This is a genomic window from Streptomyces sp. SUK 48 (assembly GCF_009650765.1).
GTDB lineage: Bacteria > Actinomycetota > Actinomycetes > Streptomycetales > Streptomycetaceae > Streptomyces.
In genome coordinates this window covers 4,480,163-4,504,012 of sequence record NZ_CP045740.1, presented here as the reverse complement: position 1 = coordinate 4,504,012, position 23,850 = coordinate 4,480,163, and the positions used below count along the sequence as shown (strand labels likewise).

Here is a 23,850-nt window from a genome sequence, read left to right as displayed (position 1 = left end):
CCGCCGCGGAATCCCTCGCCGCCGCGTCCCCGACCCCCGGGAGCCGCCCCCCGCTATCCCGCACGTCATGTCGCCGTAACCATCGATTCAGACGGACTTGCGACGCTCGGCCAATGAAACCCGTCGTGCCAGAGCCTTCGCCGCCCCCGAGGGGCCCGCGGGGAACGGGACCGTGACGCTCCCGCCCGCACGTTCCGACGCGCCTGCCGCACCGGTCGCGCGGAAGAATGGGTTCATGAGCCAGCAAGACACCCAGGCAGAGGTACAGCACCCGCAGCCCTCCGTGGGCTCCATCGCGGCGCACCGGCCGCACACCCTGACCGCCGCGGTCTCCGACCTGGAACCCGACATCGACGCGGACCTCGACACGTACGAGGAGTCCCCGGCCGACGGCGCCCCGCTGCCCCAGGGCCGCTTCCTGGACCGGGAGCGCAGCTGGCTCGCCTTCAACGAACGCGTCCTGGAACTGGCCGAGGACCCGAACACGCCCCTGCTGGAGCGCGCCAACTTCCTCGCCATCTTCGCCAGCAACCTGGACGAGTTCTTCATGGTCCGGGTCGCCGGACTCAAGCGCCGCATCGCCACGGGCGTTGCCACCCGGTCCGCCTCCGGGCTCCAGCCGCGCGAGGTCCTGGAGATGATCTGGGCCCGCTCGCGCGAGCTGATGGCCCGGCACGCCGCCTGCTACCACGAGGACGTCGCCCCCGCACTCGCGGAGGAGGGCATCCACCTGGTGCGCTGGAGCGAACTGGCGGACAAGGAGCAGGCCCGCCTGTTCACGCTGTTCCGGCACCAGATCTTCCCGGTCCTCACCCCGCTCGCCGTCGACCCCGCGCACCCCTTCCCGTACATCTCCGGCCTGTCCCTGAACCTGGCCGTCGTCGTACGCAACCCGGTCAGCGGCCACAAGCACTTCGCGCGCGTGAAGGTGCCGCCGCTGCTCTCCCGCTTCCTGGAGTCCAGCCCCGGCCGGTACGTCCCCGTCGAGGACGTCATCGCCGCGCACCTCGAAGAGCTGTTCCCGGGCATGGAGGTGCTGGAGCACCACGCCTTCCGGCTCACCCGCAACGAGGACCTGGAGGTCGAGGAGGACGACGCCGAGAACCTCCTCCAGGCCCTGGAGAAGGAGCTCATGCGGCGCCGCTTCGGGCCGCCGGTGCGCCTGGAGGTCGAGGAGTCCATCGACCGCGAGGTGCTCGACCTGCTGGTGCGCGAGCTGAAGATCTCCGAGGCCGAGGTCTACCCGCTGCCCGGCCCGCTCGACCTGACCGGGCTCTTCCGCATCCACGGCCTCGACCGGCCCGAGCTGAAGTACCGCAAGTTCGTCGCGGGCACCCACCGCGATCTCGCCGAGGTCGAGTCGGCCTCCGCGCCCGACATCTTCGCGGCACTGCGCCAGCGGGACGTGCTGCTGCACCACCCGTACGACAGCTTCTCCACCTCCGTGCAGGCGTTCCTCCAGCAGGCCGCCGAGGACCCGGACGTCCTCGCGATCAAGCAGACCCTGTACCGCACCTCGGGCGACTCCCCGATCGTGGACGCGCTCATAGACGCCGCCGAGTCCGGCAAGCAGGTCCTGGTGCTGGTGGAGATCAAGGCCCGCTTCGACGAGCACGCCAACATCAAGTGGGCGAAGAAGCTGGAGGAGGCCGGCTGCCACGTCGTCTACGGACTGGTCGGCCTGAAGACGCACTGCAAGCTGTCGCTGGTGGTCCGCCAGGAGGGCGAGACCCTGCGCCGCTACAGCCACGTCGGCACCGGCAACTACCACCCGAAGACCGCCCGGCTGTACGAGGACCTCGGCCTGCTCACCGCCGACCCGCAGGTCGGCGCGGACCTCTCCGACCTGTTCAACCGGCTGTCCGGCTACTCCCGCCGGGAGACCTACCGCCGGCTGCTGGTCGCCCCCAAGTCCCTGCGGGACGGCCTGATATCGCGGATCACCAAGGAGGTCCAGCACCATCGTGCGGGCCGCCCGGCGTTCATCCGCGTCAAGGTCAACTCGATGGTCGACGAGGCCGTCATCGACGCCCTCTACCGGGCCGCCCAGGCGGGCGTGCCGGTGGACGTCTGGGTCCGCGGCATCTGCGCGATCCGGCCCGGCGTCCCGGGGCTCTCGGAGAACATCCGGGTCCGCTCGATCCTCGGCCGCTTCCTGGAGCACTCCCGGGTGTTCGCCTTCGGCAACGGCGGCGAGCCCGAGGTGTGGATCGGCAGCGCCGACATGATGCACCGCAACCTCGACCGGCGGATCGAGGCCCTGGTGCGGGTCGTCGACCCCGGCCACCGCGCGGCCATCAACCGGCTGCTGGACACCGGCATGTCCGACACCACCGCGTCCTGGCACCTCGGCCCGGAGGGCGAGTGGACGCGGCACGCGACCGACGCGGACGGCCAGCCCCTGCGCAACATCCAGGAGATGCTCATAGACGCCCGGAGGCGCCGGCGTGGCACAGCGACACCTTGACCCGATGGACCCCCCGGCCGAGGTGGTGAGGGGGACGCCCTCGCGGGCTATCTGCGCACCCACGCCACGGAGTTCCTGCGCGCCCTGCGGCTGCACCGGGAGACCGGGGGCGCCACGGGCTCCGGCGAGGAATCCGTCGACGCGGCCCGCGCCCTGCGCCGCTCGGCCCGGCGCATCAGCGGCAGCCTGCACACCTACCGCCCGCTGCTCGACCCCGCCTGGTCGGAGTCGATCCGGCCCGAACTCGCGTGGCTCTCGGGCACCTTGGCCCTGGAGCACGCGTACGAGGCCCGGCTGGAGCGGCTGTTGCAGGCGCTGCACCGGCTGTCGGGGGCGGCGGCCTTCCCCGAGCAGGTGACGGTGCCCGGCGGCCCCGCGGCCGCCGGGCCGGAGCGCGGCAACCTGACGGTGGGCGCGGCGAAGGCGGGCGCCCTGCTGGACCGCCAGCTCACCCTCGCCCGGACCCGCGCCCACTCCACCGCCCTCCAGGCGCTCGGCTCCAGCCGCTTCCACGCCGTCGCCGACAAGGTCGCCGTGCTCGCCAGCGAGGTCCCGCTCACCCCCGCCGCCCCCACCACCGACCTGCGCCCGCTGGCCGGCGCCGCGCGGGAGCGGCTCGCCGATGCCGTCACCGCGCTGCCGCTGCTCACCGCGGGCCATCCGTACAACGCGGAGGCCCTGGTCCACGGCCTGTCCCCGGACCCGTCCCCGCACCCCCAGGACGGCCCCTGGCACCAGGTACGGCTGCTGCTGCGGCTGCACCGCTACGCCCGCGAGGTGCTGGTCCCCGAGACCCCCGTGGACGTACGGCTGCTGACGGCGGGCCAGGCCCTGAACCGGCACCGCGACGCCTCCGAGGCGGCCGCCGCCGCGGCCCAGGCCGCCCGCACCCCCCGGATCGCCCCCGCCACCGCCTACGCCCTCGGCGTCCTGCACGCGGACCAGCGCCACGAGGTGGAGGCGGCCCGGTTCGCCTTCCAGCGCGCCTGGCAGCGCGAGGCGGTGGAGGCGGTATGACCGGGACCCCGGTACGGGCCGCGGGCTGCGTCCTGTGGCGCCGCTCGCCCTCCGGAACCGTGGAACTGGCCCTGGTCTGGCGCCCGAAGTGGTCCGACTGGTCCTGGCCCAAGGGGAAGCTGAAGCGCGGCGAGAGCGCCGAGGCGGCCGCGCTGCGCGAGGTCGAGGAGGAGACGGGCCACACCTGCCGGCTCGGCACCGCCCTGCCGACCGCCCGCTACGTCGACCACGCGGGCCGCCCGAAGGAGGTCACGTACTGGGCGGCCGAGTCGACGGGCGGCACCTTCACCCCCAACGCCGAGGTCACCACCCTCCTCTGGCTCCCCCCACCCGAGGCCCACACCCGCCTGACCCACCCCCACGACCGGAACCTGATCGGCCCGGCACTGGCGGCCATCGCGACGAGCCTCGGCTAGCAGCCGCTCTCGTGCCGGGTCGCGTCCGTTCTGGCCTGGCTGCGCGCTCTGCGGGCCGGGCCGCGCCAGCCGCAGGTGCAGCGGGCCACGCAGAAGCGGCCCTGCTCGGTCGTCGTCGTCAGATGGTCCGCGTCCCGCGCGTCCTGCTCCGCCACGCCGTCCACCGTACCGAGAAGCCAAGGGCAGAGCGTGACGGCAGTCCCCTACTCGTCGTTAACCGGACGACAGGGGGGCCGTAACGGACGTACCGGCTGGGGGAAGGCAGGGCGATGGAACGGCGGCAGTACAGACGGCGCACGGGCAGGACGGCCGGCGCGCTGGGCCTCACGCTCGCGCTGGGCACGGGCGTGGGCGGCTGCTCGGACCTCGGGCTCCCCGCGGCGGACGTCAGCAGCGGCGCGGGCGATCCGATCACCCTGCTGACCGGCGCCGCCGCGGCGCTGACCGACGCGGGCAGCTCCAAGGCCGGCACCGCCATGGAGATGGCCACGGGCGGCACCCGGGTCACCATCCGCGGCAAGGGGGTCTACGACTACGTCCACCGGCTCGGCCGGCTGACCGTCGTACTCCCCGAGGACCCGGCGGGCACCGCCGAGCACCGCCCGCTCACCGAACTCCTCGCGCCCGGCGCCCTGTTCATGAAGAACCGGGGAGCGGGGGTGCCCGCCGACAAATGGGTGCGGGTGGAGACGGCCACGCTCTCCGACGGCAATCTCGTCACCGGCGGCGTCACCGACCCGTACACCGCCGCCGAGGTGCTGCGCGGCACCCGGCGGGCGAGCTATGTGGGCCGTACCGAGGTCGCCGGCGTTCCGGTGCGGCACTACCGGGGCACCGCCGACCTCGCCCACGCGGCCCGGTACGCACCCGCGGACGTACGGAACTCCCTGACGGCCGCGGCGAAAGGGTTCGCCACGGCGCAGGTGCCCTTCGACGCCTATCTGGACGACCAGGGCCGCCTGCGCAAGCTGCGCCAGCGCTTCAGCTTCGTCAACGGCCGGCAGAAGACGCCCGTCGCGGTCACCTCGACGACCCTGCTGTACGACTTCGGCGCCCCCGCCGTCGTCGCGCTGCCGCACCAGAGGGACATCTACGCCGGCCGAATCGCGGAGGACGCGGGGACCGACGGGCCTGGCGGGGTTTGATGGGGCCCGACCGTGCCTGACAGGGGCTGAATCCGGCCACCCGCCGGACCCTTACTAGTCCCTTGACGCCACCCCGTAAGTAGCCCGTCCGTGCCATGCGCGCTAGGTAAACCGCCTCCTACCCTAGGAGTTCGGTGACGTCAGGGAAGAGGTGAGGCGGGTGGCGGCGGTCGGCGGTACGGCGGTTCAGGACCATGTGGCCCTCGCCGAGATCGAGCTGTGCGGCGAGCTGATCATCGCGGCCTCGGCCGCCGAGGACCGGCTCAGCCTGGAGAGCATCGACGAGGTGCTGCGGGTGGAACGGCAGGAACCGGACGACTGAGGCGCCGGGCGGGTATCAGGTGCGCAGCAGGCGGCCGATCGCCTTCGTCGCCTCGTCCACCTTCGTGTCGATCTCCTCGCCGCCCTTGAGGGCCGCGTCCGCCACGCAGTGCCGCAGATGCTCCTCCAGCAGCTGGAGCGCGAAGGACTGGAGCGCCTTGGTGGAGGCCGAGACCTGGGTGAGTATGTCGATGCAGTAGGTGTCCTCGTCCACCATCCGCTGAAGGCCCCGGATCTGCCCCTCGATCCGGCGCAGCCGCTTGAGGTGCTCGTCCTTCTGCTTGTGGTAACCGTGCGTGGTGTGCTCGGCGCAGTCCGTCTGCTCGGAGGGTGCCGTGGCGCCGGCCTCGGTGGTCGTCATAGCGGGCCTCCATCTCGGGACGGGTGTTCTCGGTCACACACCGGGGGACATATCACCCGGCATACCCCTACTGGGTATATGGTAGCGAATTTTGCTGGGTATGGGGGCCTTGGTACGCCCCCGTGATGATCGCTCTGCTCGATGGGCGACACTGGAGGGCGGCCCGATAGCCGTGGCCGGATGATGCGCCTAGCATCAGCCTGACCGAAACCGAAGCACCCCGAGGACCCCACGTGCGCTTTCGTCTGACCCCCAGGGAGACGAGCTTCTACGACATGTTCGCCGCTTCCGCGGACAACATCGTCACCGGCTCGAAACTCCTGATGGAACTGCTCGGGGCGGACTCCTCCGCCCGGGCCGAGATCGCAGAGCGTATGCGGGCCGCGGAACACGCAGGTGACGACGCCACGCACGCGATCTTCCACCAGCTGAACTCCTCGTTCATCACGCCGTTCGACCGCGAGGACATCTACGCCCTCGCCGGGTCCCTGGACGACATCATGGACTTCATGGAGGAGGCCGTCGACCTCGTCGTCCTCTACCAGGTCGAGGAGCTGCCCAAGGGCGTCGAGCAGCAGATCGAGGTGCTGGCCCGCGCGGCCGAGCTGACCGCGGAGGCGATGCCGAACCTCCGCACCATGGACAACCTCACCGAGTACTGGATCGAGGTCAACCGTCTGGAGAACCAGGCCGACCAGATCCACCGCAAGCTGCTGGCGCACCTCTTCAACGGCAAGTACGACGCGATCGAGGTGCTGAAGCTCAAGCAGATCGTGGACGTGCTGGAAGAGGCGGCGGACGCGTTCGAGCACGTGGCGAACACGGTGGAGACCATCGCCGTCAAGGAGTCCTGAGGCGTCGATGGACACCCTGGCTCTGGTCGTGACCGTAGCGGTCGCGCTTCTGTTCACCTACACCAACGGCTTCCACGACTCGGCGAACGCGATCGCCACGTCGGTCTCCACGCGGGCGCTGACCCCGCGGGCGGCGCTGGCGATGGCCGCCGTGATGAATCTCGCCGGCGCGTTCCTCGGCTCCGGGGTCGCCAAGACGGTCAGCGAGGGGCTGATCGAGACGCCGTCGGGCGGCACGGGGATGGGCATCCTCTTCGCCGCGCTCCTCGGCGCGATCGTCTGGAACCTGGTCACCTGGTACTACGGCCTGCCCTCGTCCTCCTCGCACGCGCTGTTCGGCGGCCTGGTGGGGGCGGCCCTCGCGGGCGGTACGGCGGTCCACTGGGACGGCGTGGTCAACAAGATCATCGTGCCGATGTTCCTGTCCCCGGTCGTCGGCCTGGTCGTCGGCTACCTCGTGATGCTGCTGATCATGTGGCTCTTCCGCCGCGCCAACCCGCACAAGGCCAAGCGGGGCTTCCGCATAGCGCAGACGGTCTCCGCGGCGGGCATGGCGCTCGGCCACGGTCTCCAGGACGCCCAGAAGACGATGGGCGTCGTGGTGATGGCCCTGGTCATCGCCGGGCACGGCACGTTCGACGACCCGATCCCGGTGTGGGTGAAGCTGGTCTCGGCGATGATGCTGTCGCTCGGCACGTACGCCGGCGGCTGGCGCATCATGCGCACGCTCGGCCGGAAGATCATCGAACTCGATCCGCCGCAGGGGTTCGCCGCGGAGGCGACGGGCGCGTCGATCATGTTCGGTACGGCGTACCTCTTCAAGGCGCCGATCTCCACGACCCACGTCATCACCTCGGCCATCATGGGCGTCGGCGCGACCAAGCGGGTGAACGCGGTGCGCTGGGGCGTGGCCAAGAACATCGTCCTGGGCTGGTTCATCACGATGCCGGCGGCCGCGCTGGTCGCCGCGCTGGCCTTCGGCCTGGTGAAGCTGACGGTCCTCTGACCGTCCCCGCTTCCCTCTCGCCCACCCGTCCCGCTCGGCCGCAAGGCCGTCGAGACGGGTGGGCTTTCTTCTGCCCTGCCGCGCCCGGGAGCGTCAGTCGGCGTACCGCGGGAAGTGACTGTGCCGCGCCGCGATCTGTCCGGCCGTGAGCGCCGGCACCGTGAGATCGCCGGTGACCAGGACGTCCTGGTTGCACCAGGAGCCGCCCAGCTCCACGGTCCAGCCACCGGGCGCCATCACCCAGTCGGCGTCGGAGAGCTTCACGACGACGCCGCTTCCGCAGATGAACGCCCGGGACGCCTGCGAGACGATCCACTCCGCCTTCCTGGCCTCCGCCGCCCCGTCGGTGTGGCACCTCTCGGCCATCCGCCACAGCAGGCGCCAGCCGATGCCGGGGGTCAGCGGCCCCACGTAGGCGAGCTACCGGTCCTCCACGAGCGTGGTCGCGTAGCCGAAGACGGGCCCGAACAGGGAGAAGACGGTCACCCGGCCCCGTCCTTTGACTCCCTCGGTGGTCACCACGGTCTCAGCAGCAGGGGCCGTCGCCGCAGCACGCCGGTTCGTTGCAGTCCGCCCTGGTGCCCCACAGGGACTCGTCCACCAAGAAGCCGTGGGCGCGGATCGTGGCCACGACATCCGCTGTCGTCACCCTGTCCCGGTACCGGGACCTGGGCGCGTGATGGACGAACCGGCCGTACCGCGTCCGGCAGAACGCGTCGTACTCCTCGGTGTGCAGCATGAACGTGTGCCACCCAGGGTCCACGGCCCTGGAGGGCGACATGGCTTCGCCGGTCCGGCCCATGACGTCCACGAAGGCCAGGGCCTCGTCCATGATCCGCTCGGCCAGGGAACGCTCGTACCCGTACTCCTCGGCGCAGAAGTCCGTCAGCCGTTCGAACAACTCGGGTGCCACGAGGTCGCGGCCGTGCCGCAGGGCGGCAACCGGCATTTCGGCGGTCACACTCATGGAACGCCCTCCCTTTCACCTGATCCGGTGTGTGCTCGGCGACCAGGCTGGAGCGGCGGAGAACTCGGGGTCCATGAGCTTCTACGGACTTGCGCGGCCGTCACCCAAGGGCATCGATGGCCGATGTGATGAGCGACCTGGCCTGCGCCCCGTACACGGCGATGGCGGAAAGCTCCACGAACGCTCTGGAATATTCGGCGATCTCGCCGGGCTGCGTGACCGTCAAGTGTGCCGACACGAGTTCTACGTTTGCCTGCGCGTCGTCGTACAAGGTGAACGACTCGACAGGCCAGCCGGCGCCACGGGGCGTACCGAGCGGGATGATCCCCAAGCTCACCGAGGGCAGTGAGGCTACGAAGACCAGGTGGCCGAGCGCGCCAGCCATGGTGTCGTTGTCGCCGATGACCGTGCGCAGCACCCACTCCTCTACGAGCATCGCGAATCTGTGGTCACCGGAGCGCAGGATGCGCTGGCGGTCCATACGGACGGCAACGGCGTCGTCGATGTCGTCGGGTACGTCTCGCAGGTGGGCCACTGTGCTCAAGACGGCCCGCGTGTACGCGGCCGACTGGAGTAGCCCCGGGATCACCCAGGACTGGTAAGCACGGAAGTGGCGCGTTCGCTCGAACAAGGGTGCCACCGATTGCTGGACCCGCTTCAGGCCCGCCCGCTCCATACGCCGCCACTGGACGTACGCGCCCTCTATACCGCGCGCCGTGGCAATGAGGTCGGCGGTCTCACCCTCGGCAGCGCAGTGCGCCGTGTACGTGCGGATGTCGGCGTCGGACGGCAGCGTGCGCCCGTTCTCCAGTCGTGAGCACTTCGACTCGTGCCAGCCCGCACGCAGGGCCAGCTCGCGCGCCGTAAGGCCGGCGTCCTTGCGGATCTCGCGCAGACGTCGGCCGAGGGCCTGCCGTGCTTGCCGAACACTGGATGAGGTCACGCCAGGAATGGTGGATCAGGAGAGCCGGTAGTCGGCGTGCGGCACCGCCAGGAGCCACACGGCGTCGAACGCGTCCGTGCACAGCTTCACAGTCGCCGGATCCTCGGTGAACTCCTCGTCGTCCGGCGCCAGCTCCCCGTCCCCGGCGAAATGGTGGAAGACCACCGAGCCGTCGTCGAAGAGCCAGAAATCGTTGCCCGGCAGCGCCAGCCCCGAGGCCAGACGGCGCGGCAGCCAGCGAACCTGCTCGCCCGCCACCACGGTGGGGCCGGTCAGGTGGTGCTCGAACCTGATGTAGTCCGAGACCGGTTCCGACACGATACGGGCCCTGCGCACCTCGACCCCTCGGCTCACCAGGCCGGCGATCAGCCGCAGCCACGGCCGCCGCACGGGGTCGCGGTCGGCCGGATCGTCCCGGACACCCTTCTGCCAGGCGGCGAACCGAGGATCGGAACGCATGTATCCGTCGCGCATCTCCAAGTGCACCGCAGACCGGACGCAGCCTCGAAGCCGCTCCTCAAGCGTCGGTGCGGTCAACGCCGTTCACCTTCAGGAAGAACTGCGCCATACGTCGCGGGATCTCCACCACGTCCTCATGGCCGGGAAGATCCAGCTGTGAACGCCTGTCCCCGTCATCCACCTTCCAGCCCTGGACCAAGTAGGTGTCCCTCTCCTCGTCCAGATACACGGTCGGCGACTTGCCCTCCGGGCTCTCAGGGTCCTTTCCCAGCATGCGCAGCGCCATAGGGCGGCCTCCTTCAGCCATGGTGCCATCCGTGCTCACGAGCTTGCACGTCGTGAGGCATGCGGCGCGACAAACTTGCACGGACTTCTACGGGGGCGAACGCCGTGGGCCCGCCCCGGGAAATCCGGGGGCGGGCCCTTCGCGTCCTCGCGGTGGCACCGCCATGCAGCACCGCGAGGAGTTCTACGCCACCGCCGGCTCAGCCGAAGCGGCCGGAGATGTAGTCCTCGGTCGCCTGGACCGACGGGTTGGAGAAGATCCGCTCCGTGTCGTCGATCTCGATCAGCCGGCCGGGCTGGCCGACCGCGGCGAGGTTGAAGAAGGCCGTGCGGTCGGAGACGCGCGCCGCCTGCTGCATGTTGTGCGTCACGATGACGATCGTGAACCGCTCCTTCAGCTCACCGATCAGGTCCTCGATCGCGAGCGTGGAGATCGGGTCGAGCGCGGAGCACGGCTCGTCCATCAGCAGGACCTTGGGCTCGACCGCGATCGCGCGGGCGATGCACAGCCGCTGCTGCTGGCCGCCGGAGAGACCGGAACCCGGCTTGTTCAGGCGGTCCTTGACCTCGTTCCAGAGGTTCGCGCCCTTGAGCGACTTCTCGACGATGTCGTTCAGTTCGCTCTTGCGGTAGCTGCCGTTCAGCCGGAGACCGGCGGCCACGTTGTCGAAGATCGACATGGTGGGGAACGGGTTCGGGCGCTGGAAGACCATGCCCACCTCGCGCCGCACCGACACCGGGTCGACCCCGTTGCCGTACAGGTCCTCGTCGTCGAGCAGCACCTTGCCCTCGACCCGCCCGCCCGGGGTGACCTCGTGCATGCGGTTCAGGGTGCGCAGGAACGTCGACTTGCCGCAGCCGGAGGGCCCGATGAACGCCGTCACCGAGCGCGGCTCGACGGTCATCGAGATGTCCTCGATCGCCTTGTGGGAGCCGTAGTAGGCGGTCAGTCCGCTTACGTCGATTCGCTTGGCCATTGCTTGCTTCACTTCCGTCAGTCGCTGAGGGGCCGCGTCAGCGACCGGTCTTCGGGGCCTTCCAGCGGGCGATGCCGCGGGCCGCCAGGTTGAGGATCATCACGAAGGCGATCAGCGTGAGCGAGGCCGCCCAGGCGCGGTCGTACGCCGCCGTGGAACCGGAGCTCTGCGAGTACTGCTGGTAGATGTAGAGCGGCAGCGACTGCTGAGCACCCGAGAACGGGTTGTTGTTGATGAAGGAGTTGCCCCACACCAGCAGCAGGACCGGCGCCGTCTCACCCGCGATACGGGCGATGGCCAGCATGATGCCCGTGGTGATGCCGCCGATCGAGGTCGGCAGGACCACCTTCAGGATGGTGCGCCACTTGGGCACACCGAGCGCCAGGGACGCCTCGCGCAGCTCGTTCGGTACGAGCTTGAGCATCTCCTCCGTGGAGCGGACCACGACCGGCATCATCAGGATCGCCAGCGCCAGCGAGCCGGCGAAGCCGAAGGGCTGCATGTCGGCCATCAGCATCAGGCTGAGGATGAACAGACCCGCGACGATCGACGGGATGCCCGTCATGACGTCGACGAAGAAGGTGACCGCGCGGGCGAGGCCGCCGCGGCCGTACTCCACCAGGTAGATCGCGGTGAGCACACCCACCGGCGCGCCGATCAGGGTGGCGAGGCCGACCTGCTCCAGGCTGCCGATGATCGCGTGGTAGATGCCGCCGCCCGGCTCGGAGTCCGCGACGACGCCCATGGAGTGCGTCAGGAAGTACGGGTCGAGGACCTTCACACCGCGCTTGGCGGTCGTCCAGACCAGCGAGACCAGCGGGACCACGGCGAGCAGGAAGGCGACCCACACCAGCGAGGTGGCGATGCGGTCCTTGGCCTGGCGCCGGCCCTCCACCGCGGAGGCGATGACGTAGGTGCCGAGGACGAACAGCAGCGCGGCGATCAGGCCCCACTGGATGTGACTGGTCAGGCCGGCGCCCTCGCCGATGCCCACCGCGACCACGATCGCGCCCGCGGCGATCGCCCACGGCGACCACTTCGGCAGGCTGGCGCTGCGCAGCGAGCTGCCGCGCTTGTCGGTGACGGCTGCGGTGCTCATGCGTTGGCCCCCGAGTACTCCTTGCGGCGGGCGATGATCGCGCGGGCCGCGCCGTTGACCAGCAGGGTGATGACGAACAGGACCAGACCGGAGGCGATCAGCGCGTCCCGGCCGTCCTGCGTGGCCTCGCCGAACTTGCTGGCGATGTTCTGGGCGAAGGTGCCGCCGCCCGGGTCGAGCAGGCTGGTCTGGATGTCGAAGGTCGGGGAGAGGACGGTGGCCACGGCCATCGTCTCGCCGAGCGCGCGGCCGAGGCCGAGCATCGAGGCGGAGATCACGCCGGAGCGCCCGAAGGGCAGCACCGACATGCGGATGACCTCCCAGCGGGTGGCGCCGAGGGCCAGCGCGGCCTCCTCGTGCATCCGCGGGACCTGGCGGAAGACCTCGCGGCTCACGTTGGTGATGATCGGCAGGATCATGATGGCGAGCAGGATGCCCACGGTGAGCATCGAGCGGGGCGCGCCGCCCTGCCAGGAGAAGATCCCGGTCCAGCCGAGGTACTCGTTGAGCCAGCCGAACAGGCCGTTCAGGTGCGGTACGAGGATCAGGGCGCCCCACAGGCCGTACACGATGGACGGCACCGCGGCGAGCAGGTCGATCACATAGGCGACCGGGCCGCTCATCCGGCGGGGGGCGTAGTGCGTGAGGAACAGCGCGATGGCGACGGCGACCGGCACGGCCAGGGCCATGGCGACGATCGAGGAGACCACGGTGCCGAACGCCAGGACCGCGATGCCGAACGACGGCGGCATCAGGTTGGTGTTCCACTCGAAGGTGGTCAGGAAGTTGCCGTGGTCCTTGCTGATCGCGAGGGACGCGCGGTAGGTGAGGAAGACCGCGATGGCGGCCATGATCACCAGAAGCAGGATGCCGGAGCCGCGGGACAGGCCGAGGAAGATGCGGTCACCGGCGCGGCCGGCGCCGCGGTTCGCGCTCTTCTTCGGTTCGGCGGTCGGCTGGGGTGCGGGGGGTGGTACGTCGGTTGTCTTCGTTATGTCCATCGGGTTCTCCGGTCTGCGGAGCCGTTCGTCCCGGTGGGGGCGTACGGCTCGTGGCGGCGGTGCACCGGACGGTGCGGCCCGGCCCGCGGAAAGGCCGTGGGACCGGGCCGCACTCTCGGATCAGGTCAGCTCAGGCCCGCGATGGTGGTGCGGACCTTGCCGATGATCGCGTCGGGCATCGGCGCGTAGTCGATGCCGCTGAGGAGCTTCTGGCCGTCCTCGGAAGCCATGTAGGTGAGGAACGACTTGACGGTGGGCAGCGTGTCGGCCTTGTTGCCCTTGTCGCAGGCGATCTCGTACGTCACCAGGGTGATCGGGTAGGCGCCGTCGGCCTTGGTGTTGTAGTTCAGCTGGAGCGACAGGTCGCTGCCGGTGCCGACGACCTTGGCGTCGGCGATGGCCTTGGTGGCGCTCGCGGTGCTGGGCGCGACCGGCTGGGAGGCACCGGTGCTGATGTTCACGGCCTTGACGCCGTCACCGACGTAGGAGAGCTCGAAGTAGCCGATGGCGCCGTTGGTCTGCTTGACCTGCTGGGCCACGCCCGAGGACTGCGCGGCGGACTGGCCGCCCTTGGCCTGCCAGGTCTTGCCGCCCGAGTACGTCCAGTTCTCCGGGGTGGCGGCCTTCAGGTACTTGGTGAGGTTGTCCGTGGTGCCGGAGTCGTCCGAGCGGTGGAACGCCTGGATCTTCAGGTCGGGAAGCTTCGCCGAGGGGTTCAGCTTCTTGATCGCGGCGTCGTTCCAGTTGGTGATCTTGCCGTCGAAGATCTTGGCGAGGGTGGGGGCGTCCAGGACGAGGTTGTCCACGCCGTTCAGGTTGTAGCCGATGGCGATCGGGCCGCCGACCATCGGGAGGTCGATGCCCTGGCCGCCGGAGCAGACCTTCTTGGACGCGGCGACCTCTTCGGGCTTGAGCGCCGAGTCGGAGCCCGCCCACGGGATCTGGCCCTGGGTGAAGGAGGTCACACCGGCGCCGGAGCCGCCGGCCTTGTAGTTGATCTGCACGCCGCAAGCCTGCGAGAAGTTCTTGACCCAGGCGTCGATCGCGTTCTTCTGGGCGGAGGAACCGTCCGAGAGCAGCTGGCCCTTGGCACCGTCGCACTTGATGGAGGAGGCGTTGGACGCCGAGGTGCCGCCCGAGGGCTTGGAACCGCCGCCGTTGTCGTCGGAGCCGCACGCCGTCAGGGCCAGGGCGCCGGAGACGGCGAGAGCACCGAGGGTCGCGGCGCGCAGCCGGTTCTTGCGCTGAAGCTTCACGTTCGGGAGTTCCTTCCAGGAGCCGCCGCTGATCGGCGGCGTGCGAAGTCGTGGGTGCGGTGAGCGCATCCGAACCGCACTCCGCACCGGGTAAGGCCGAAATTAGGCAGATCAGGTGAAGCGGCCGAAGGCCATAAATGAACGGCGGGTGAACCCCTGCCGTCAGCCCGGTGAGGTCACGGAACGCTCACGGGGAGGGCACGCCCCGATCCCGGCGACCGGGGCGCGGGAACACGCATGCGATCTCCGGCACCCGTACGGGGGAACCCTGATGTACCTGGCGTCGTCTCGTCTCCCGTAGGCCACTTTGGCCGCGGAAAGGCGACGGAGACATGGAACGGCGTACGTTCATCTCGGGCGGCGCGGCCGCGCTGGCGACGACGGCACTGACCGCGTGCGGTACGGGCGGGGGACATCCCGCCGCCGCGCGGGCGAACTCCCCGGGCGCGTCCGGGATCTCCTCGTCGTCGCTCACGGCGATGCGGACCACCGGCGCGAGCGGTACGGCCGGGGCGAGCGGCCCCGCCGACTGGACCGCCCTCGGCCGGGATCTCGACGGTTCCCTGGTGCGGCCGGGCGACGCCCAGTGGAAGACCGCGCACCAGCTGTACAACACCCGCTTCGACGGCCTGAAGCCCGCCGCGGTCGCCTACGTCGCGCACGCGGCCGACATCCGCACTGTGCTGTCGTACGCGAAGAGCCGGCACATACCGGTGTCGATACGCAACGGCGGCCACTCCTACGCCGGTTACTCCTCCGGCGACAACCGGCTGATCGTCGATGTCTCGCGGCTCAATCGGATACGGGTCGGCGGCGGGCAGGCGGTGGTCGGCGCCGGTGCCAAGCTGATCGACGTGTACCGGGGGCTCGGCGCGAAGGGCGTGACGATACCGGCGGGCTCCTGCCCCACGGTCGGCGTCTCCGGCCTGGTGCTCGGCGGCGGCCACGGGGTCGTCTCCCGGGCGTACGGCCTGACCTGCGACAGCCTCACCCAGGCGACCCTGGTCACGGCCGACGGCAAGCAGCTCACCGCGGACGCGACGCAGCACTCCGACCTCTTCTGGGCGCTGCGCGGCGCGGGCAACGGCAACTTCGGCGTCGTCACCGAGCTGCACTTCCGCACCCACCCGGCCCCGCAGGCGGTCACCGCGTACCTGTCCTGGCCGTGGTCGAAGGCGGCGGCGGTGCTCAAGGCGTGGCAGGAGTGGGGGCCGTCGCAGCCGGACGAGATCTGGTCCTCCCTGCACCTGGCGTGCGCGCCGGGCGGCAAGCCGACGATCTCCGTCTCCTGCTTCTCCATCGGCACCTACGGCGAGCTGCAGAACGCGGTGGACCGCCTCGCCCACCAGGCCGGCGCCAATGCCACCTCGGTCTCCCTGCACCGGCGGGGCTACGAGGAGGCGATGGAGATCTACGCCGGGTGCTCCTCCTTCTCCGCGCAGGCCCAGTGCCATCTGCCCGGCAGCACGCCGGGCCGCTCGGCGCAGGGGGCGCTCGGGCGCGAGACGTACGCGGCCCGCTCGGACTTCTTCGACCGGTCCCTGTCCGCGGCGGGCATCCAGACGGTGCTGCGACAGATCGCGGGGGTGCGCGGCGGGGCGGGCAGCGTCGCGTTCACGGCGCTCGGCGGGGCGGTGAACCGGGTCGCGCCGACGGCGACGGCCTTCGTGCACCGGCGCTCGCGGATGCTGGCCCAGTACATCGCGTCCTGGCCGGCGGGCGCGTCCGGCACCACGGCGCAGTCCTGGCTGACCTCGGCCCACAAGGCGATGGCGCCCTACGCCTCCGGCGCGGCGTACCAGAACTACACCGACCCGACGCTGACGGACTGGCGCAAGGCGTACTACGGGGACGCGGCGGCGCGGCTGGCGAAGGTGAAGCGGCAGTACGACCCGTCGAGGTTCTTCTCGTACGCGCAGGGCGTGTAGGGCGGGGTACGGGGGCGCCCCCAGGGGGCGCCCCTGAAGGGGCGCCGCTCCGGCCCGGCTACGCCGCCAGGTCCCGTTCCCCGGAGTCCATCGGCTCCACCGACCGGCGCGCGCCCGGGACCACCGGCACGTCCACGGCCGCCCTGCGGCGCACGAGCCACGCCGCCCTCGGCGTCCGCTCCACCGCCTTCATCAGCGGGGTGAGCAGGGCGGAGGCCAGCGGGGCCAGCAGCAGGGCGACCGCCGTGCCGAGGGCGAATCCGCCGATCACGTCCGTCGGGTAGTGCACGCCCATGTAGACCCGGCAGAACCCCTCCAGCAGGGCCAGCCCGATCCCGGCGACGCCGAACCTGCGGTGGGCGACGAACAGTCCCACACCGAGCGCCATCGTCAGGGTCGCGTGATCGCTGACGAAGGAGAAGTCGGTCTTGCCGGAGACGAGGACGTCGAGTCCCTGATGGTCCACGAAGGGCCGCGGCCGGGACACGAATCCCCGGATCGGGATGTTCACCAGCACCGCGATCCCGGCCGCGAGCGGCGCCCACACCAGCGCGGCCACGGACGTCGCCGCGTCCTCCGCGCCCCGGCGCCGCACCGACCACCAGCACCACAGCACGAGCAGGACCATCGCGAGCAGCAGTCCGTACTCGCCCACGAACTCCATGACCCGGTCGAACCAGTGCGGCGCGCTCCTGGCCAGACCGTTGATGTCATACAGCAGTTCGACGTCGGGGTTCGATCCGGATTCGGCGAGTACAGCCATGGTGCTGCGGCCCCTTCGTCGTCTTCCCGGACGCACCTCGTGTGCGTCGCACCGACCCCCGTCAACAGGAACGCACGGTCACCACCATTGCGTTCCACTCTCCACTGAAAGATCACGTAGACGTTATCGAAGAGATACTCATCATCGCAGCTCAGGGGGTAGGTTCACGCGCGGTTCACACCGTCGTGGGCAGCGCTTTTGCGCCATCTTCGGTCACCCGGGTGGCACCAAAATAATCCGCTCCGTCGATCGGGTCGAACCGGATCACCGCACCGGTGCGCGGCGCGTCGATCATGTAGCCGCCGCCGACGTAGATACCCACGTGGTGGATGGCCCGGGAGTCGGTGGGGTCGTGGGAGAAGAACACCAGGTCGCCGGGGAGCAACTGGCTGCGCGAGGGGTGCGGACCGGCGTTGTACTGGTCGTTCGCCACGCGCGGCAGCTTGATCCCGACGCTCGCGTACGCCGCCTGCGTCAGCCCCGAGCAGTCGAAACGCCCGCCCTGCGCGGCCGTTCCCACGCCGCCCCACAGATACGGCGTGCCCAGCTTCTTCTGCGCGAAGTCGATCGCGCCGGCCGCCTGCCGGGTGGGATCGAGCCGGCTGGGCGGGGCGGCGAAGCTCTCCGCCAGGCTGTTGATGCGCTGGACGTAGTTCTGCGTCTCGCTGATTCCCGGGACCCCGCCCGCCTGGATGACCCGGTACGCCCCCGCGTTGTACGCCGCGAGCATGTTGTCGGAGACGTTGCCCGGAACGTCCTTGACGTACTTGGCCAGTTCGCAGTCGTACGACGCGGCCGACGGAATCGCGTCGTTCGGGTCCCAGATGTCGCGCTTGCCGTCGCCGTTGCCGTCGATGCCGTGCGTCGCCCAGGTGCTCGGGATGAACTGCGCGATGCCCTGGGCGTCGGCCGGGCTGACCACCCGGGGGTTCCAGCCGCTCTCCTGGTACAGCTGCGCCGCGAGCAGCGCCGGGGACAGCGCGGGGCACAGGTTCCCCCACTTCGCGACCAGTTGCTGGTACGCCGCCGGCACCGCGCCCTTGGCCAGCGCCCGACCGCCCGAGGCCATGCCCCCCAGGATGTTCCCGGCGACCAGGTACACCGCGACCACGAGCACCATGACGAAACTCAGGCCGCCCGCCACGACGGCACCACCGACGATCCACGCCTTACGCACCGTCAACCGCCCCTCACCGTCGGCCAGTCCGCCGAGTGCAGTGTAGGAGCCGCGGCCGTCCAGCACGAGAACGCCCGTCCGAGTCACGGCGGTTCGACCGCGCGCGGGGGGAGGAGAGGGGTCAGCCGGCCGCCGTCGCGTCCCGGTACAGCCGCGCCGCCTCCGCGCTCAGCACCACGCTGTACGACACGTCGTCCGTGGAGCCGCCCTCCTCGTGGCCGCCGAGGATGCCGACGACCTGGTGGTCGCCGTTGATCCAGGGGCTGCCGCTGGTACCGCTCGTGAAGGAGGGGCAGTAGATGCGCTGCTGGGTGGAGCTCTGCCGGCGGGGCTTGTTGGTGCAGCGGATGGGCAGTTCGTGCGAGTCGGGGTAGCCGGTGACCGTGACCGCGGTCGCGCCGGTCGTCGCACCGGTGACGAAGCGGTTGCCGCCGACCACCTGTTCGACGCTCTGCCCGTCGGCATCGGCCACGGTGGCGAGGGCGACGTCGCTGTCCTCGTCCTGGGCCTTCGCCCAGCTGTCCGGCAGGAAGCGCCGGGTCACCCGCCACACCCCGTACGGCGCCCGCCCGTTCCGGTAGCCCGGCACGAACACCAGGTCCCGGTCCTGGGCGTTCACGCAGTGCGCGGCGGTGGCGATGAGGTCGCCCCGCGGACTGTGCACCACCGAGGCCGTACAGAAGTGGCCGCCGGCCAGCCGCGACGCCCGGTCCGCGTCGAACAACGCGCCCACCCGGGCCTCGCGCACGGACGCGACCGCGTCCGCGGTGACCCCGAAGGGTCCCGGCCCGTCATCGGCGGAAGCCACGGAAGCCGACGTCAGGGCGAGCATCACCACCGCCCCGAGCAACGCGGGACGCGAGGTGACCGAGATGCGTGAGATGCGCTTCATCAGCCCTCACTCTGTCTCACGAAGGTGAGAAACCCGCTCCGACTTCGCTGAGAATTCCCGCAGAAACCTCCCGATGGCCGGTGCGGGCACCACGCTACTGTTCCCCGGCCCGGGCCGCCTCCCCACCGGACACCGCGACATCGGCGAGCGTCAGAACGTCGTCGTCATCCCGCCGTCCACCGCGATGGTCTGCCCGGTGATGAAGGACGCCGCGTCGCTCGCCAGGAAGACGACGACCCCGGCGATCTCCTCCGGCCGGCCCCAGCGTCCGAGCGCGGTACGGGTCCGCAGCCAGCGCTCCCAGCCGGGATCGGTGGCCAGTTCCGCGTTGACCTCGGTGGCGAAGGTGCCCGGCGCGACCGAGTTGACGGTCGTACCGCTCGGTCCGAGGTCCGCCGCGAGGGCCCGGGTCAGGCCGTCCAGGCCCGCCTTCGCGGTGGCGTAGCCGACATCACCCGTACGGCCCAACTGCCCCACCACCGACGACACGTTGACGATGCGGCCCGGCACCCCGCGCGCGGCCAGTCCCCGGGCCACCGCCTGGCTGAGCGCGTAGGCCGAGGTCAGATCGATGTCGAGCAGCGCGTTCAGATCCCCGGGCGTCAGCTCCGCCACGCCCCGCCGGTCCCGGTGGCCCACGTTGTTGACCAGGATGTCGAGCTCGCCCAGCTCCTCGACCGCCGCTTGGGCGGCCGCCCGGTCCGTGACGTCGAAGGCGGCGGTCGTCACGTCGTACCCGCCCTCCGTCCGCAGCCGCTCGGCCACCGCGGCGAGGGCCGCCGGGTCACGGCCGTTGAGGACCACCCGGGCGCCGGCCCCGGCCAGACCGCGCGCCATCTCCAGGCCGAGGCCGCGCGCCGATCCCGTCACGAGGGCCGTACGGCCGTCGAGCCGGAAGGTCACGGGGCCGCCGCCGGGCGCGGGGGTGCCGCCGTTCACCGGGCCGCCGCTGCCGGCGCCCGTGTCTGCCGAGGTCATGGGGGTCGGTCTCGGTCCGTGGTGCGTCCTGACGATTCCTGGAAAGTTCCAGGCAATCCCTTACCCGCACCGTATCCGGTCCCCTACGGGTTTCCCCTCCCCTTCACCCGTTCCCGTCCCTTCACCCGCGCCCTCCCCTTCACCCGTTCCCGGCGGGTGCCTTCCACTCGACCCCGGTCAGCTCCTCCGACAGGGCCCACAGCCGCCGCGCCGCCTCCGGGTCGCTGGCCGCCGCGCTGCGGGCCGCCAGGGCCGGGGCGCCGCGGAACTCGCCGGGGCCGTCGGGGCCGACGTAGGCCGCGCCGGGCAGGTCCTGGGTGGCCGCGAAGAGGGTGGGCAGGGCGCCGGCCCGGTCGCTCTGCGCGACGACCCGGTTGGCGACGGCCATGCCGACCCGGGCCAGGGGGTTCGCGTGGTGGCTCTGGAGGTTGGTGGCCGCGTAGCCCGGATGGGCGGCCAGCGCGCGCACCCCGGAGCCGGCCGCGGCCAGGCGGCGCTGGAGTTCCAGGGTGAACAGGAGGTTCGCCAGCTTCGACTGGGCGTAGGCGCGGGTCGGGGTGTAGCGGCCGCGCAGGTTCACGTCCTCGAAGCTGATGCGCCCGTCGCCCCAGCGGTGCGCGGCGGAGGCCAGCGTCACCACGCGGTCGGTGAGGTACGGCAGCAGCAGGTTCGTCAGCGCGAAGTGCCCGAGGTGGTTGGTGCCGAACTGCCGCTCGAAGCCCTGCGCGGTGCGCTGCTCCGGCAGCATCATCACGCCCGCGTTGTTGATCAGCAGGTCCAGCGGGCGGTCCCAGCCGGCGGCGAAGGCGCGCACCGAGTCCAGGTCCGCGAGGTCGAGCCGGCGCACCTCGGTGCTGCCGGGCACCCGCGCCGCGGCGGCGCCGCCCCGCGCCTCGTCCCGTACGGCGAACACCACATGCGCGCCGGCCCGGGCCAGCGCCTCGGCCGTCACCAGGCCGAGGCCGCTGTTGGCGCCGGTGATCACGACCGTACGGCCGGTCTGGTCGGGGATGCGGGTCACGTTCCACTTGCGCGCACCGCGCGCGCCGGTCGTCTCAGCCATGGGGTCAATGTAGGCAGAGGCTACAATGCTGTCAATGACAACAATCGGGTGTCGCCCGGCCTCCGCCGCCCCGCCCGGCCGCCCATGATGACGCCGCCTACATCGGGATACGATGGCGCACATGCCCGCAAGCCGCCCCTACCACCACGGAGACCTGCGCGCCGCGCTGCTCCAGAGCGCCGAGCGCACCCTGCGGGAGAAGGGGGCCGGCGCGCTGTCGCTGCGCGAACTGGCCCGGGACACCGGCGTCAGCCACGCGGCCCCGGGCCGGCACTTCAAGGACAAGCAGGCCCTGCTCGACGCCCTGGCCCTGGAGGGGTACGAGCGGCTGGAGGGCGCCCTGGCCGAGGTGTACGGCGCGGGCCCCGGCTTCGAGCGGCGGATGGCGGCGCTCGCGCACGCCTACCTCGGCTTCGCCGTCGACCATCCCGAGCTGCTGGAGCTGATGTTCGCGCGCAAGCACCGCCCGGACAGTTCGGCGCGGCTCGGCGCGGCGGTCGACCGCACCTTCGGCTCGCTCACCCGGCTGTTCGCGGACGCCCAGGCGAGCGGCGAGATCGTCGACGGCGACCCCGAGCGCATCGCGCTGGCCGCCGCCGCCGGCCTGCACGGCCTGGCCGCCCTGATCGCCGGCTGCGCACTGGACGCGGACGAGGTCATGGCCGGTCTGGACGAGCACGTGCACCTGCTCCTGCACGGCCTCAAGCCCCGCTGAGCCGGGCCCACTTGCTCAATCCCTGCTCCACATATCCCACTTGACCTGCCCTGACGGTCATCTCGCCGCCATCGTGCCGTCATTGATCAGTAAGCCGGGCACCCCATTTGGGTAACGCGGAAGTCAGGAATCCGAAAGCCTCTTGTTGTCGCGTACTCAACAAGCGATGGTCGTCGCGGGCCGCCGCCCCCATCGGCGAACACGCCGGTGGTCCCCCACCGCAGGCCCCTGCCCCACCACTTCAGGAGGCTGTACCTTGCGCACGACCAGCACCCCCCACATATCCGGCAGATGGCGCCGGGTCGGCTCGGCCGCCGCTGCCGCCACCGCGCTCGCCCTCGCCGGCTTCGGTGCCGCCGCCCAGGCGGACGCCGCCACTCCCCACAAGGTCGGCGCCCGGACCATCGCCACCCAGGTGGCCAAGGCGCACGTGCAGACCACCAACGCGTGTGCCACGACCCCCAAGAAGGGCTACGCCTCCTGTGACGCGCTGCGCGTGACCGGTGGCACCACCGCCTTCATGGAGAAGCAGGCCGCGCTCAAGGGCGTCGCGCCCGCGACGATCAAGCCCCACGCCTCCGCCGGCACCCCGACCGGCTACGGCCCCTCGGACCTCCAGTCGGCCTACGGCCTGGCCTCCGCCGCCGCCGCCAAGGGCTCCGGCGCGACCGTCGCCATCGTGGACGCCTACGACGACCCGAACGCCGCGGCCGACCTCGCGACGTACCGCTCGTACTACGGGCTGTCCGCCTGCACCACGTCCAACGGCTGCTTCAAGAAGGTCAGCCAGACGGGCTCCACCACCTCGCTGCCGTCCGCGGACAGCGGCTGGGCCGGCGAGATCTCGCTCGACCTCGACATGGTCAGCGCGGCCTGCCCGAACTGCCACATCCTGCTGGTCGAGGCGAAGTCCGCTTCGATGGCGAACCTCGGCACCGCGGTCAACGAGGCCGTGAGCCTGGGCGCCAAGTACGTCTCCAACAGCTACGGCGGCTCGGAGTCCTCCTCCGACACCGGCTACGACACCAAGTACTACAAGCACGCGGGCGTCGTCATCACGGCGAGCGCGGGCGACGAGGGCTACGGCGCCGAGTACCCGGCCGGCTCCCAGTACGTGACCGCCGTCGGCGGCACCGCGCTCAAGAAGGCGTCCAACACGCGCGGTTGGAGCGAGAGCGTCTGGAACACCTCCAGCACCGAGGGCACCGGCTCCGGCTGCTCGGCCTACGACGCCAAGCCGTCCTGGCAGACCGACACGGGCTGCGCCAAGCGCATGATCGCGGACGTCTCCGCCGTGGCCGACCCGGCCACCGGTGTCTCCGTCTACGACAGCTACGGCGCCGACGGCACCGGCTGGAACACCTACGGCGGCACCAGCGCCAGCTCCCCGTTCATCGCCTCGGTCTACGCCCTGGCGGGCACCCCGAGCAGCGGCTCCTACCCGGCGAAGTTCCCGTACGCCAAGGCCGGCACCGCCGCGCTGAACGACGTCACCAGCGGCAGCAACGGCTCCTGCTCCACCAGCTACTTCTGCACCGCCCGGTCCGGCTACGACGGCCCGACCGGCCTGGGCACCCCCGAGGGCGTCTCCGCCTTCACCGGCTGAGCCACCGCCCCGAGGCCGTGACACCCCGTCGGGTCACGGGGGCGCCGCCGGACGAGAGGGGGACGTGGGGTCCCCTCGGCGGCAGGGCAAGAAGGAGGGCGGATCGCGGCAGCCGGCCGCGGTCCGCCCTCCGGCCGTTGCCCGGAGGGCCCTT

The 23,850-nt window shown here is 71.0% G+C and carries 25 protein-coding genes and 1 pseudogene; 10 read left to right on the top strand and 16 right to left on the bottom strand.

The window, feature by feature from the left end:
- Positions 1 to 235: 235 nt before the first annotated feature.
- From GHR20_RS19560 to GHR20_RS19550, 3 genes and pseudogenes are all read left to right on the top strand, one after another.
- Complete coding sequence (locus GHR20_RS19560) at positions 236 to 2,467, top strand: RNA degradosome polyphosphate kinase (RefSeq protein ID WP_153813912.1); 2,232 nt, start codon at positions 236 to 238, stop codon at positions 2,465 to 2,467.
- Positions 2,448 to 3,484 (top strand): annotated as a pseudogene (locus GHR20_RS19555) (CHAD domain-containing protein). Before GHR20_RS19560 ends, GHR20_RS19555 begins: the two are co-directional and overlap by 20 nt.
- Positions 3,481 to 3,900, top strand: a complete 420-nt coding sequence (locus GHR20_RS19550) for an NUDIX hydrolase (protein WP_153813911.1) — start codon at positions 3,481 to 3,483, stop codon at positions 3,898 to 3,900. The pseudogene GHR20_RS19555 and the gene GHR20_RS19550 overlap by 4 nt, the downstream one beginning before the upstream one ends.
- On the opposite strand, the gene GHR20_RS36825 is transcribed toward GHR20_RS19550, so the two are convergent.
- Positions 3,897 to 4,055: a hypothetical protein gene (locus GHR20_RS36825; RefSeq protein WP_194859171.1), complete on the bottom strand. Its 159-nt coding sequence runs from the start codon at positions 4,053 to 4,055 to the stop codon at positions 3,897 to 3,899. The two genes, GHR20_RS19550 and GHR20_RS36825, sit on opposite strands and share 4 nt — an antisense overlap.
- Positions 4,056 to 4,169: 114 nt before the next feature.
- On the opposite strand from GHR20_RS36825, the gene GHR20_RS19545 reads away from it, so the two are divergent.
- Positions 4,170 to 5,045, top strand: coding sequence for a hypothetical protein (locus GHR20_RS19545; RefSeq protein ID WP_153813910.1), 876 nt, complete (start codon positions 4,170 to 4,172; stop codon positions 5,043 to 5,045).
- 160 nt (positions 5,046 to 5,205) lie between these two features.
- A complete protein-coding gene (locus GHR20_RS36820) occupies positions 5,206 to 5,367 on the top strand; it encodes a hypothetical protein (RefSeq protein ID WP_181516378.1) in 162 nt (53 codons plus the stop codon).
- Between the two features lie 15 nt (positions 5,368 to 5,382).
- On the opposite strand, the gene GHR20_RS19540 is transcribed toward GHR20_RS36820, so the two are convergent.
- Complete coding sequence (locus GHR20_RS19540) at positions 5,383 to 5,727, bottom strand: metal-sensitive transcriptional regulator (RefSeq protein WP_111583993.1); 345 nt, start codon at positions 5,725 to 5,727, stop codon at positions 5,383 to 5,385.
- A 233-nt stretch (positions 5,728 to 5,960) separates the two neighbouring features.
- Between GHR20_RS19540 and GHR20_RS19535 the strand changes: the two genes are divergently transcribed.
- Positions 5,961 to 6,581, top strand: coding sequence for a DUF47 family protein (locus GHR20_RS19535; protein ID WP_037653474.1), 621 nt, complete (start codon positions 5,961 to 5,963; stop codon positions 6,579 to 6,581).
- 7 nt (positions 6,582 to 6,588) lie between these two features.
- Entirely contained in the window at positions 6,589 to 7,587 is a 999-nt protein-coding gene (locus tag GHR20_RS19530) for an inorganic phosphate transporter (RefSeq protein WP_111583994.1), read from the top strand.
- Between the two features lie 93 nt (positions 7,588 to 7,680).
- Here the strand turns inward: GHR20_RS19530 and GHR20_RS19525 are convergent, their stop codons facing one another.
- The 9 genes from GHR20_RS19525 to pstS all read right to left on the bottom strand — a co-directional run bounded on the left by GHR20_RS19525 (position 7,681) and on the right by pstS (position 14,574).
- The gene (locus GHR20_RS19525; protein WP_153813909.1) at positions 7,681 to 7,998 is read right to left on the bottom strand and encodes a hypothetical protein; all 318 of its coding nucleotides are present in this window, start codon (positions 7,996 to 7,998) and stop codon (positions 7,681 to 7,683) included.
- Positions 7,999 to 8,113: 115 nt separating this feature from the next.
- Complete coding sequence (locus tag GHR20_RS19520) at positions 8,114 to 8,554, bottom strand: hypothetical protein (protein ID WP_181516367.1); 441 nt, start codon at positions 8,552 to 8,554, stop codon at positions 8,114 to 8,116.
- Positions 8,555 to 8,654: 100 nt separating this feature from the next.
- Positions 8,655 to 9,506 carry a helix-turn-helix transcriptional regulator gene (locus GHR20_RS19515; protein WP_153813908.1) on the bottom strand — a complete coding sequence of 284 codons (852 nt, stop codon included), beginning with the start codon at positions 9,504 to 9,506 and terminating at the stop codon, positions 8,655 to 8,657.
- 6 nt (positions 9,507 to 9,512) lie between these two features.
- Positions 9,513 to 9,971 (bottom strand): DUF6879 family protein, encoded by a 459-nt coding sequence (locus tag GHR20_RS19510; RefSeq protein WP_343336013.1) that lies wholly within the window; start codon positions 9,969 to 9,971, stop codon positions 9,513 to 9,515.
- Between the two features lie 43 nt (positions 9,972 to 10,014).
- On the bottom strand, positions 10,015 to 10,242 hold the full coding sequence (locus GHR20_RS19505) for a hypothetical protein (RefSeq protein ID WP_111583998.1): 228 nt from the start codon (positions 10,240 to 10,242) through the stop codon (positions 10,015 to 10,017).
- Positions 10,243 to 10,441: 199 nt separating this feature from the next.
- Complete coding sequence (gene pstB / locus GHR20_RS19500; protein WP_111583999.1) at positions 10,442 to 11,218, bottom strand: phosphate ABC transporter ATP-binding protein PstB; 777 nt, start codon at positions 11,216 to 11,218, stop codon at positions 10,442 to 10,444.
- Positions 11,219 to 11,255: 37 nt separating this feature from the next.
- Positions 11,256 to 12,317 (bottom strand): phosphate ABC transporter permease PstA, encoded by a 1,062-nt coding sequence (gene pstA / locus GHR20_RS19495; RefSeq protein ID WP_148025090.1) that lies wholly within the window; start codon positions 12,315 to 12,317, stop codon positions 11,256 to 11,258.
- Positions 12,314 to 13,318 (bottom strand): phosphate ABC transporter permease subunit PstC, encoded by a 1,005-nt coding sequence (gene pstC, locus GHR20_RS19490; protein ID WP_111584001.1) that lies wholly within the window; start codon positions 13,316 to 13,318, stop codon positions 12,314 to 12,316. Before pstC ends, pstA begins: the two co-directional genes overlap by 4 nt.
- A 125-nt stretch (positions 13,319 to 13,443) precedes the next feature.
- The gene (gene pstS / locus GHR20_RS19485) at positions 13,444 to 14,574 is read right to left on the bottom strand and encodes a phosphate ABC transporter substrate-binding protein PstS (RefSeq protein WP_153813906.1); all 1,131 of its coding nucleotides are present in this window, start codon (positions 14,572 to 14,574) and stop codon (positions 13,444 to 13,446) included.
- A gap of 332 nt (positions 14,575 to 14,906) precedes the next feature.
- Here pstS and GHR20_RS19480 point away from each other — a divergent pair, with 332 nt between their 5' ends.
- Positions 14,907 to 16,502 carry an FAD-binding oxidoreductase gene (locus GHR20_RS19480; protein ID WP_148025092.1) on the top strand — a complete coding sequence of 532 codons (1,596 nt, stop codon included), beginning with the start codon at positions 14,907 to 14,909 and terminating at the stop codon, positions 16,500 to 16,502.
- A gap of 58 nt (positions 16,503 to 16,560) precedes the next feature.
- On the opposite strand, the gene GHR20_RS19475 is transcribed toward GHR20_RS19480, so the two are convergent.
- From GHR20_RS19475 to GHR20_RS19455, 5 genes are all read right to left on the bottom strand, one after another.
- On the bottom strand, positions 16,561 to 17,265 hold the full coding sequence (locus tag GHR20_RS19475) for a phosphatase PAP2 family protein (RefSeq protein ID WP_153813905.1): 705 nt from the start codon (positions 17,263 to 17,265) through the stop codon (positions 16,561 to 16,563).
- A 175-nt stretch (positions 17,266 to 17,440) separates the two neighbouring features.
- Complete coding sequence (locus tag GHR20_RS19470) at positions 17,441 to 18,448, bottom strand: bifunctional lytic transglycosylase/C40 family peptidase (RefSeq protein WP_272920073.1); 1,008 nt, start codon at positions 18,446 to 18,448, stop codon at positions 17,441 to 17,443.
- Positions 18,449 to 18,563: 115 nt separating this feature from the next.
- Positions 18,564 to 19,334 carry a trypsin-like peptidase domain-containing protein gene (locus tag GHR20_RS19465; RefSeq protein ID WP_153813904.1) on the bottom strand — a complete coding sequence of 257 codons (771 nt, stop codon included), beginning with the start codon at positions 19,332 to 19,334 and terminating at the stop codon, positions 18,564 to 18,566.
- Between the two features lie 150 nt (positions 19,335 to 19,484).
- Positions 19,485 to 20,312, bottom strand: a complete 828-nt coding sequence (locus GHR20_RS19460; protein WP_153813903.1) for an SDR family oxidoreductase — start codon at positions 20,310 to 20,312, stop codon at positions 19,485 to 19,487.
- A gap of 139 nt (positions 20,313 to 20,451) precedes the next feature.
- Positions 20,452 to 21,375, bottom strand: a complete 924-nt coding sequence (locus GHR20_RS19455; protein ID WP_153813902.1) for an oxidoreductase — start codon at positions 21,373 to 21,375, stop codon at positions 20,452 to 20,454.
- A gap of 112 nt (positions 21,376 to 21,487) precedes the next feature.
- Between GHR20_RS19455 and GHR20_RS19450 the strand changes: the two genes are divergently transcribed.
- Together GHR20_RS19450 and GHR20_RS19445 are read left to right on the top strand one after the other, a co-directional pair.
- Positions 21,488 to 22,090 carry a TetR/AcrR family transcriptional regulator gene (locus GHR20_RS19450; RefSeq protein WP_111584008.1) on the top strand — a complete coding sequence of 201 codons (603 nt, stop codon included), beginning with the start codon at positions 21,488 to 21,490 and terminating at the stop codon, positions 22,088 to 22,090.
- A 256-nt stretch (positions 22,091 to 22,346) separates the two neighbouring features.
- Positions 22,347 to 23,696 carry a S53 family peptidase gene (locus GHR20_RS19445; protein ID WP_153813901.1) on the top strand — a complete coding sequence of 450 codons (1,350 nt, stop codon included), beginning with the start codon at positions 22,347 to 22,349 and terminating at the stop codon, positions 23,694 to 23,696.
- Positions 23,697 to 23,850: the final 154 nt, after the last annotated feature.

Bases quoted from the DNA above. Each gene is read 5' to 3' on its own strand.
- GHR20_RS19550 (WP_153813911.1), top strand. From the start codon at position 3,481: ATGACCGGGACCCCGGTACGGGCCGCGGGCTGCGTCCTGTGGCGCCGC.
- GHR20_RS19455 (WP_153813902.1), bottom strand. From the start codon at position 21,375: ATGGCTGAGACGACCGGCGCGCGCGGTGCGCGCAAGTGGAACGTGACC.
- GHR20_RS19520 (WP_181516367.1), bottom strand. From the start codon at position 8,554: ATGAGTGTGACCGCCGAAATGCCGGTTGCCGCCCTGCGGCACGGCCGC.
- GHR20_RS19545 (WP_153813910.1), top strand. From the start codon at position 4,170: ATGGAACGGCGGCAGTACAGACGGCGCACGGGCAGGACGGCCGGCGCG.
- GHR20_RS19465 (WP_153813904.1), bottom strand. From the start codon at position 19,334: ATGAAGCGCATCTCACGCATCTCGGTCACCTCGCGTCCCGCGTTGCTC.
- GHR20_RS19560 (WP_153813912.1), top strand. From the start codon at position 236: ATGAGCCAGCAAGACACCCAGGCAGAGGTACAGCACCCGCAGCCCTCC.
- GHR20_RS19530 (WP_111583994.1), top strand. From the start codon at position 6,589: ATGGACACCCTGGCTCTGGTCGTGACCGTAGCGGTCGCGCTTCTGTTC.
- GHR20_RS19540 (WP_111583993.1), bottom strand. From the start codon at position 5,727: ATGACGACCACCGAGGCCGGCGCCACGGCACCCTCCGAGCAGACGGAC.
- pstA (WP_148025090.1), bottom strand. From the start codon at position 12,317: ATGAGCACCGCAGCCGTCACCGACAAGCGCGGCAGCTCGCTGCGCAGC.
- GHR20_RS19505 (WP_111583998.1), bottom strand. From the start codon at position 10,242: ATGGCGCTGCGCATGCTGGGAAAGGACCCTGAGAGCCCGGAGGGCAAG.
- pstC (WP_111584001.1), bottom strand. From the start codon at position 13,318: ATGGACATAACGAAGACAACCGACGTACCACCCCCCGCACCCCAGCCG.
- GHR20_RS19460 (WP_153813903.1), bottom strand. From the start codon at position 20,312: ATGACCTCGGCAGACACGGGCGCCGGCAGCGGCGGCCCGGTGAACGGC.
- GHR20_RS19480 (WP_148025092.1), top strand. From the start codon at position 14,907: ATGGAACGGCGTACGTTCATCTCGGGCGGCGCGGCCGCGCTGGCGACG.
- GHR20_RS19450 (WP_111584008.1), top strand. From the start codon at position 21,488: ATGGCGCACATGCCCGCAAGCCGCCCCTACCACCACGGAGACCTGCGC.
- GHR20_RS19475 (WP_153813905.1), bottom strand. From the start codon at position 17,265: ATGGCTGTACTCGCCGAATCCGGATCGAACCCCGACGTCGAACTGCTG.
- GHR20_RS19510 (WP_343336013.1), bottom strand. From the start codon at position 9,971: ATGCGCGACGGATACATGCGTTCCGATCCTCGGTTCGCCGCCTGGCAG.
- pstB (WP_111583999.1), bottom strand. From the start codon at position 11,218: ATGGCCAAGCGAATCGACGTAAGCGGACTGACCGCCTACTACGGCTCC.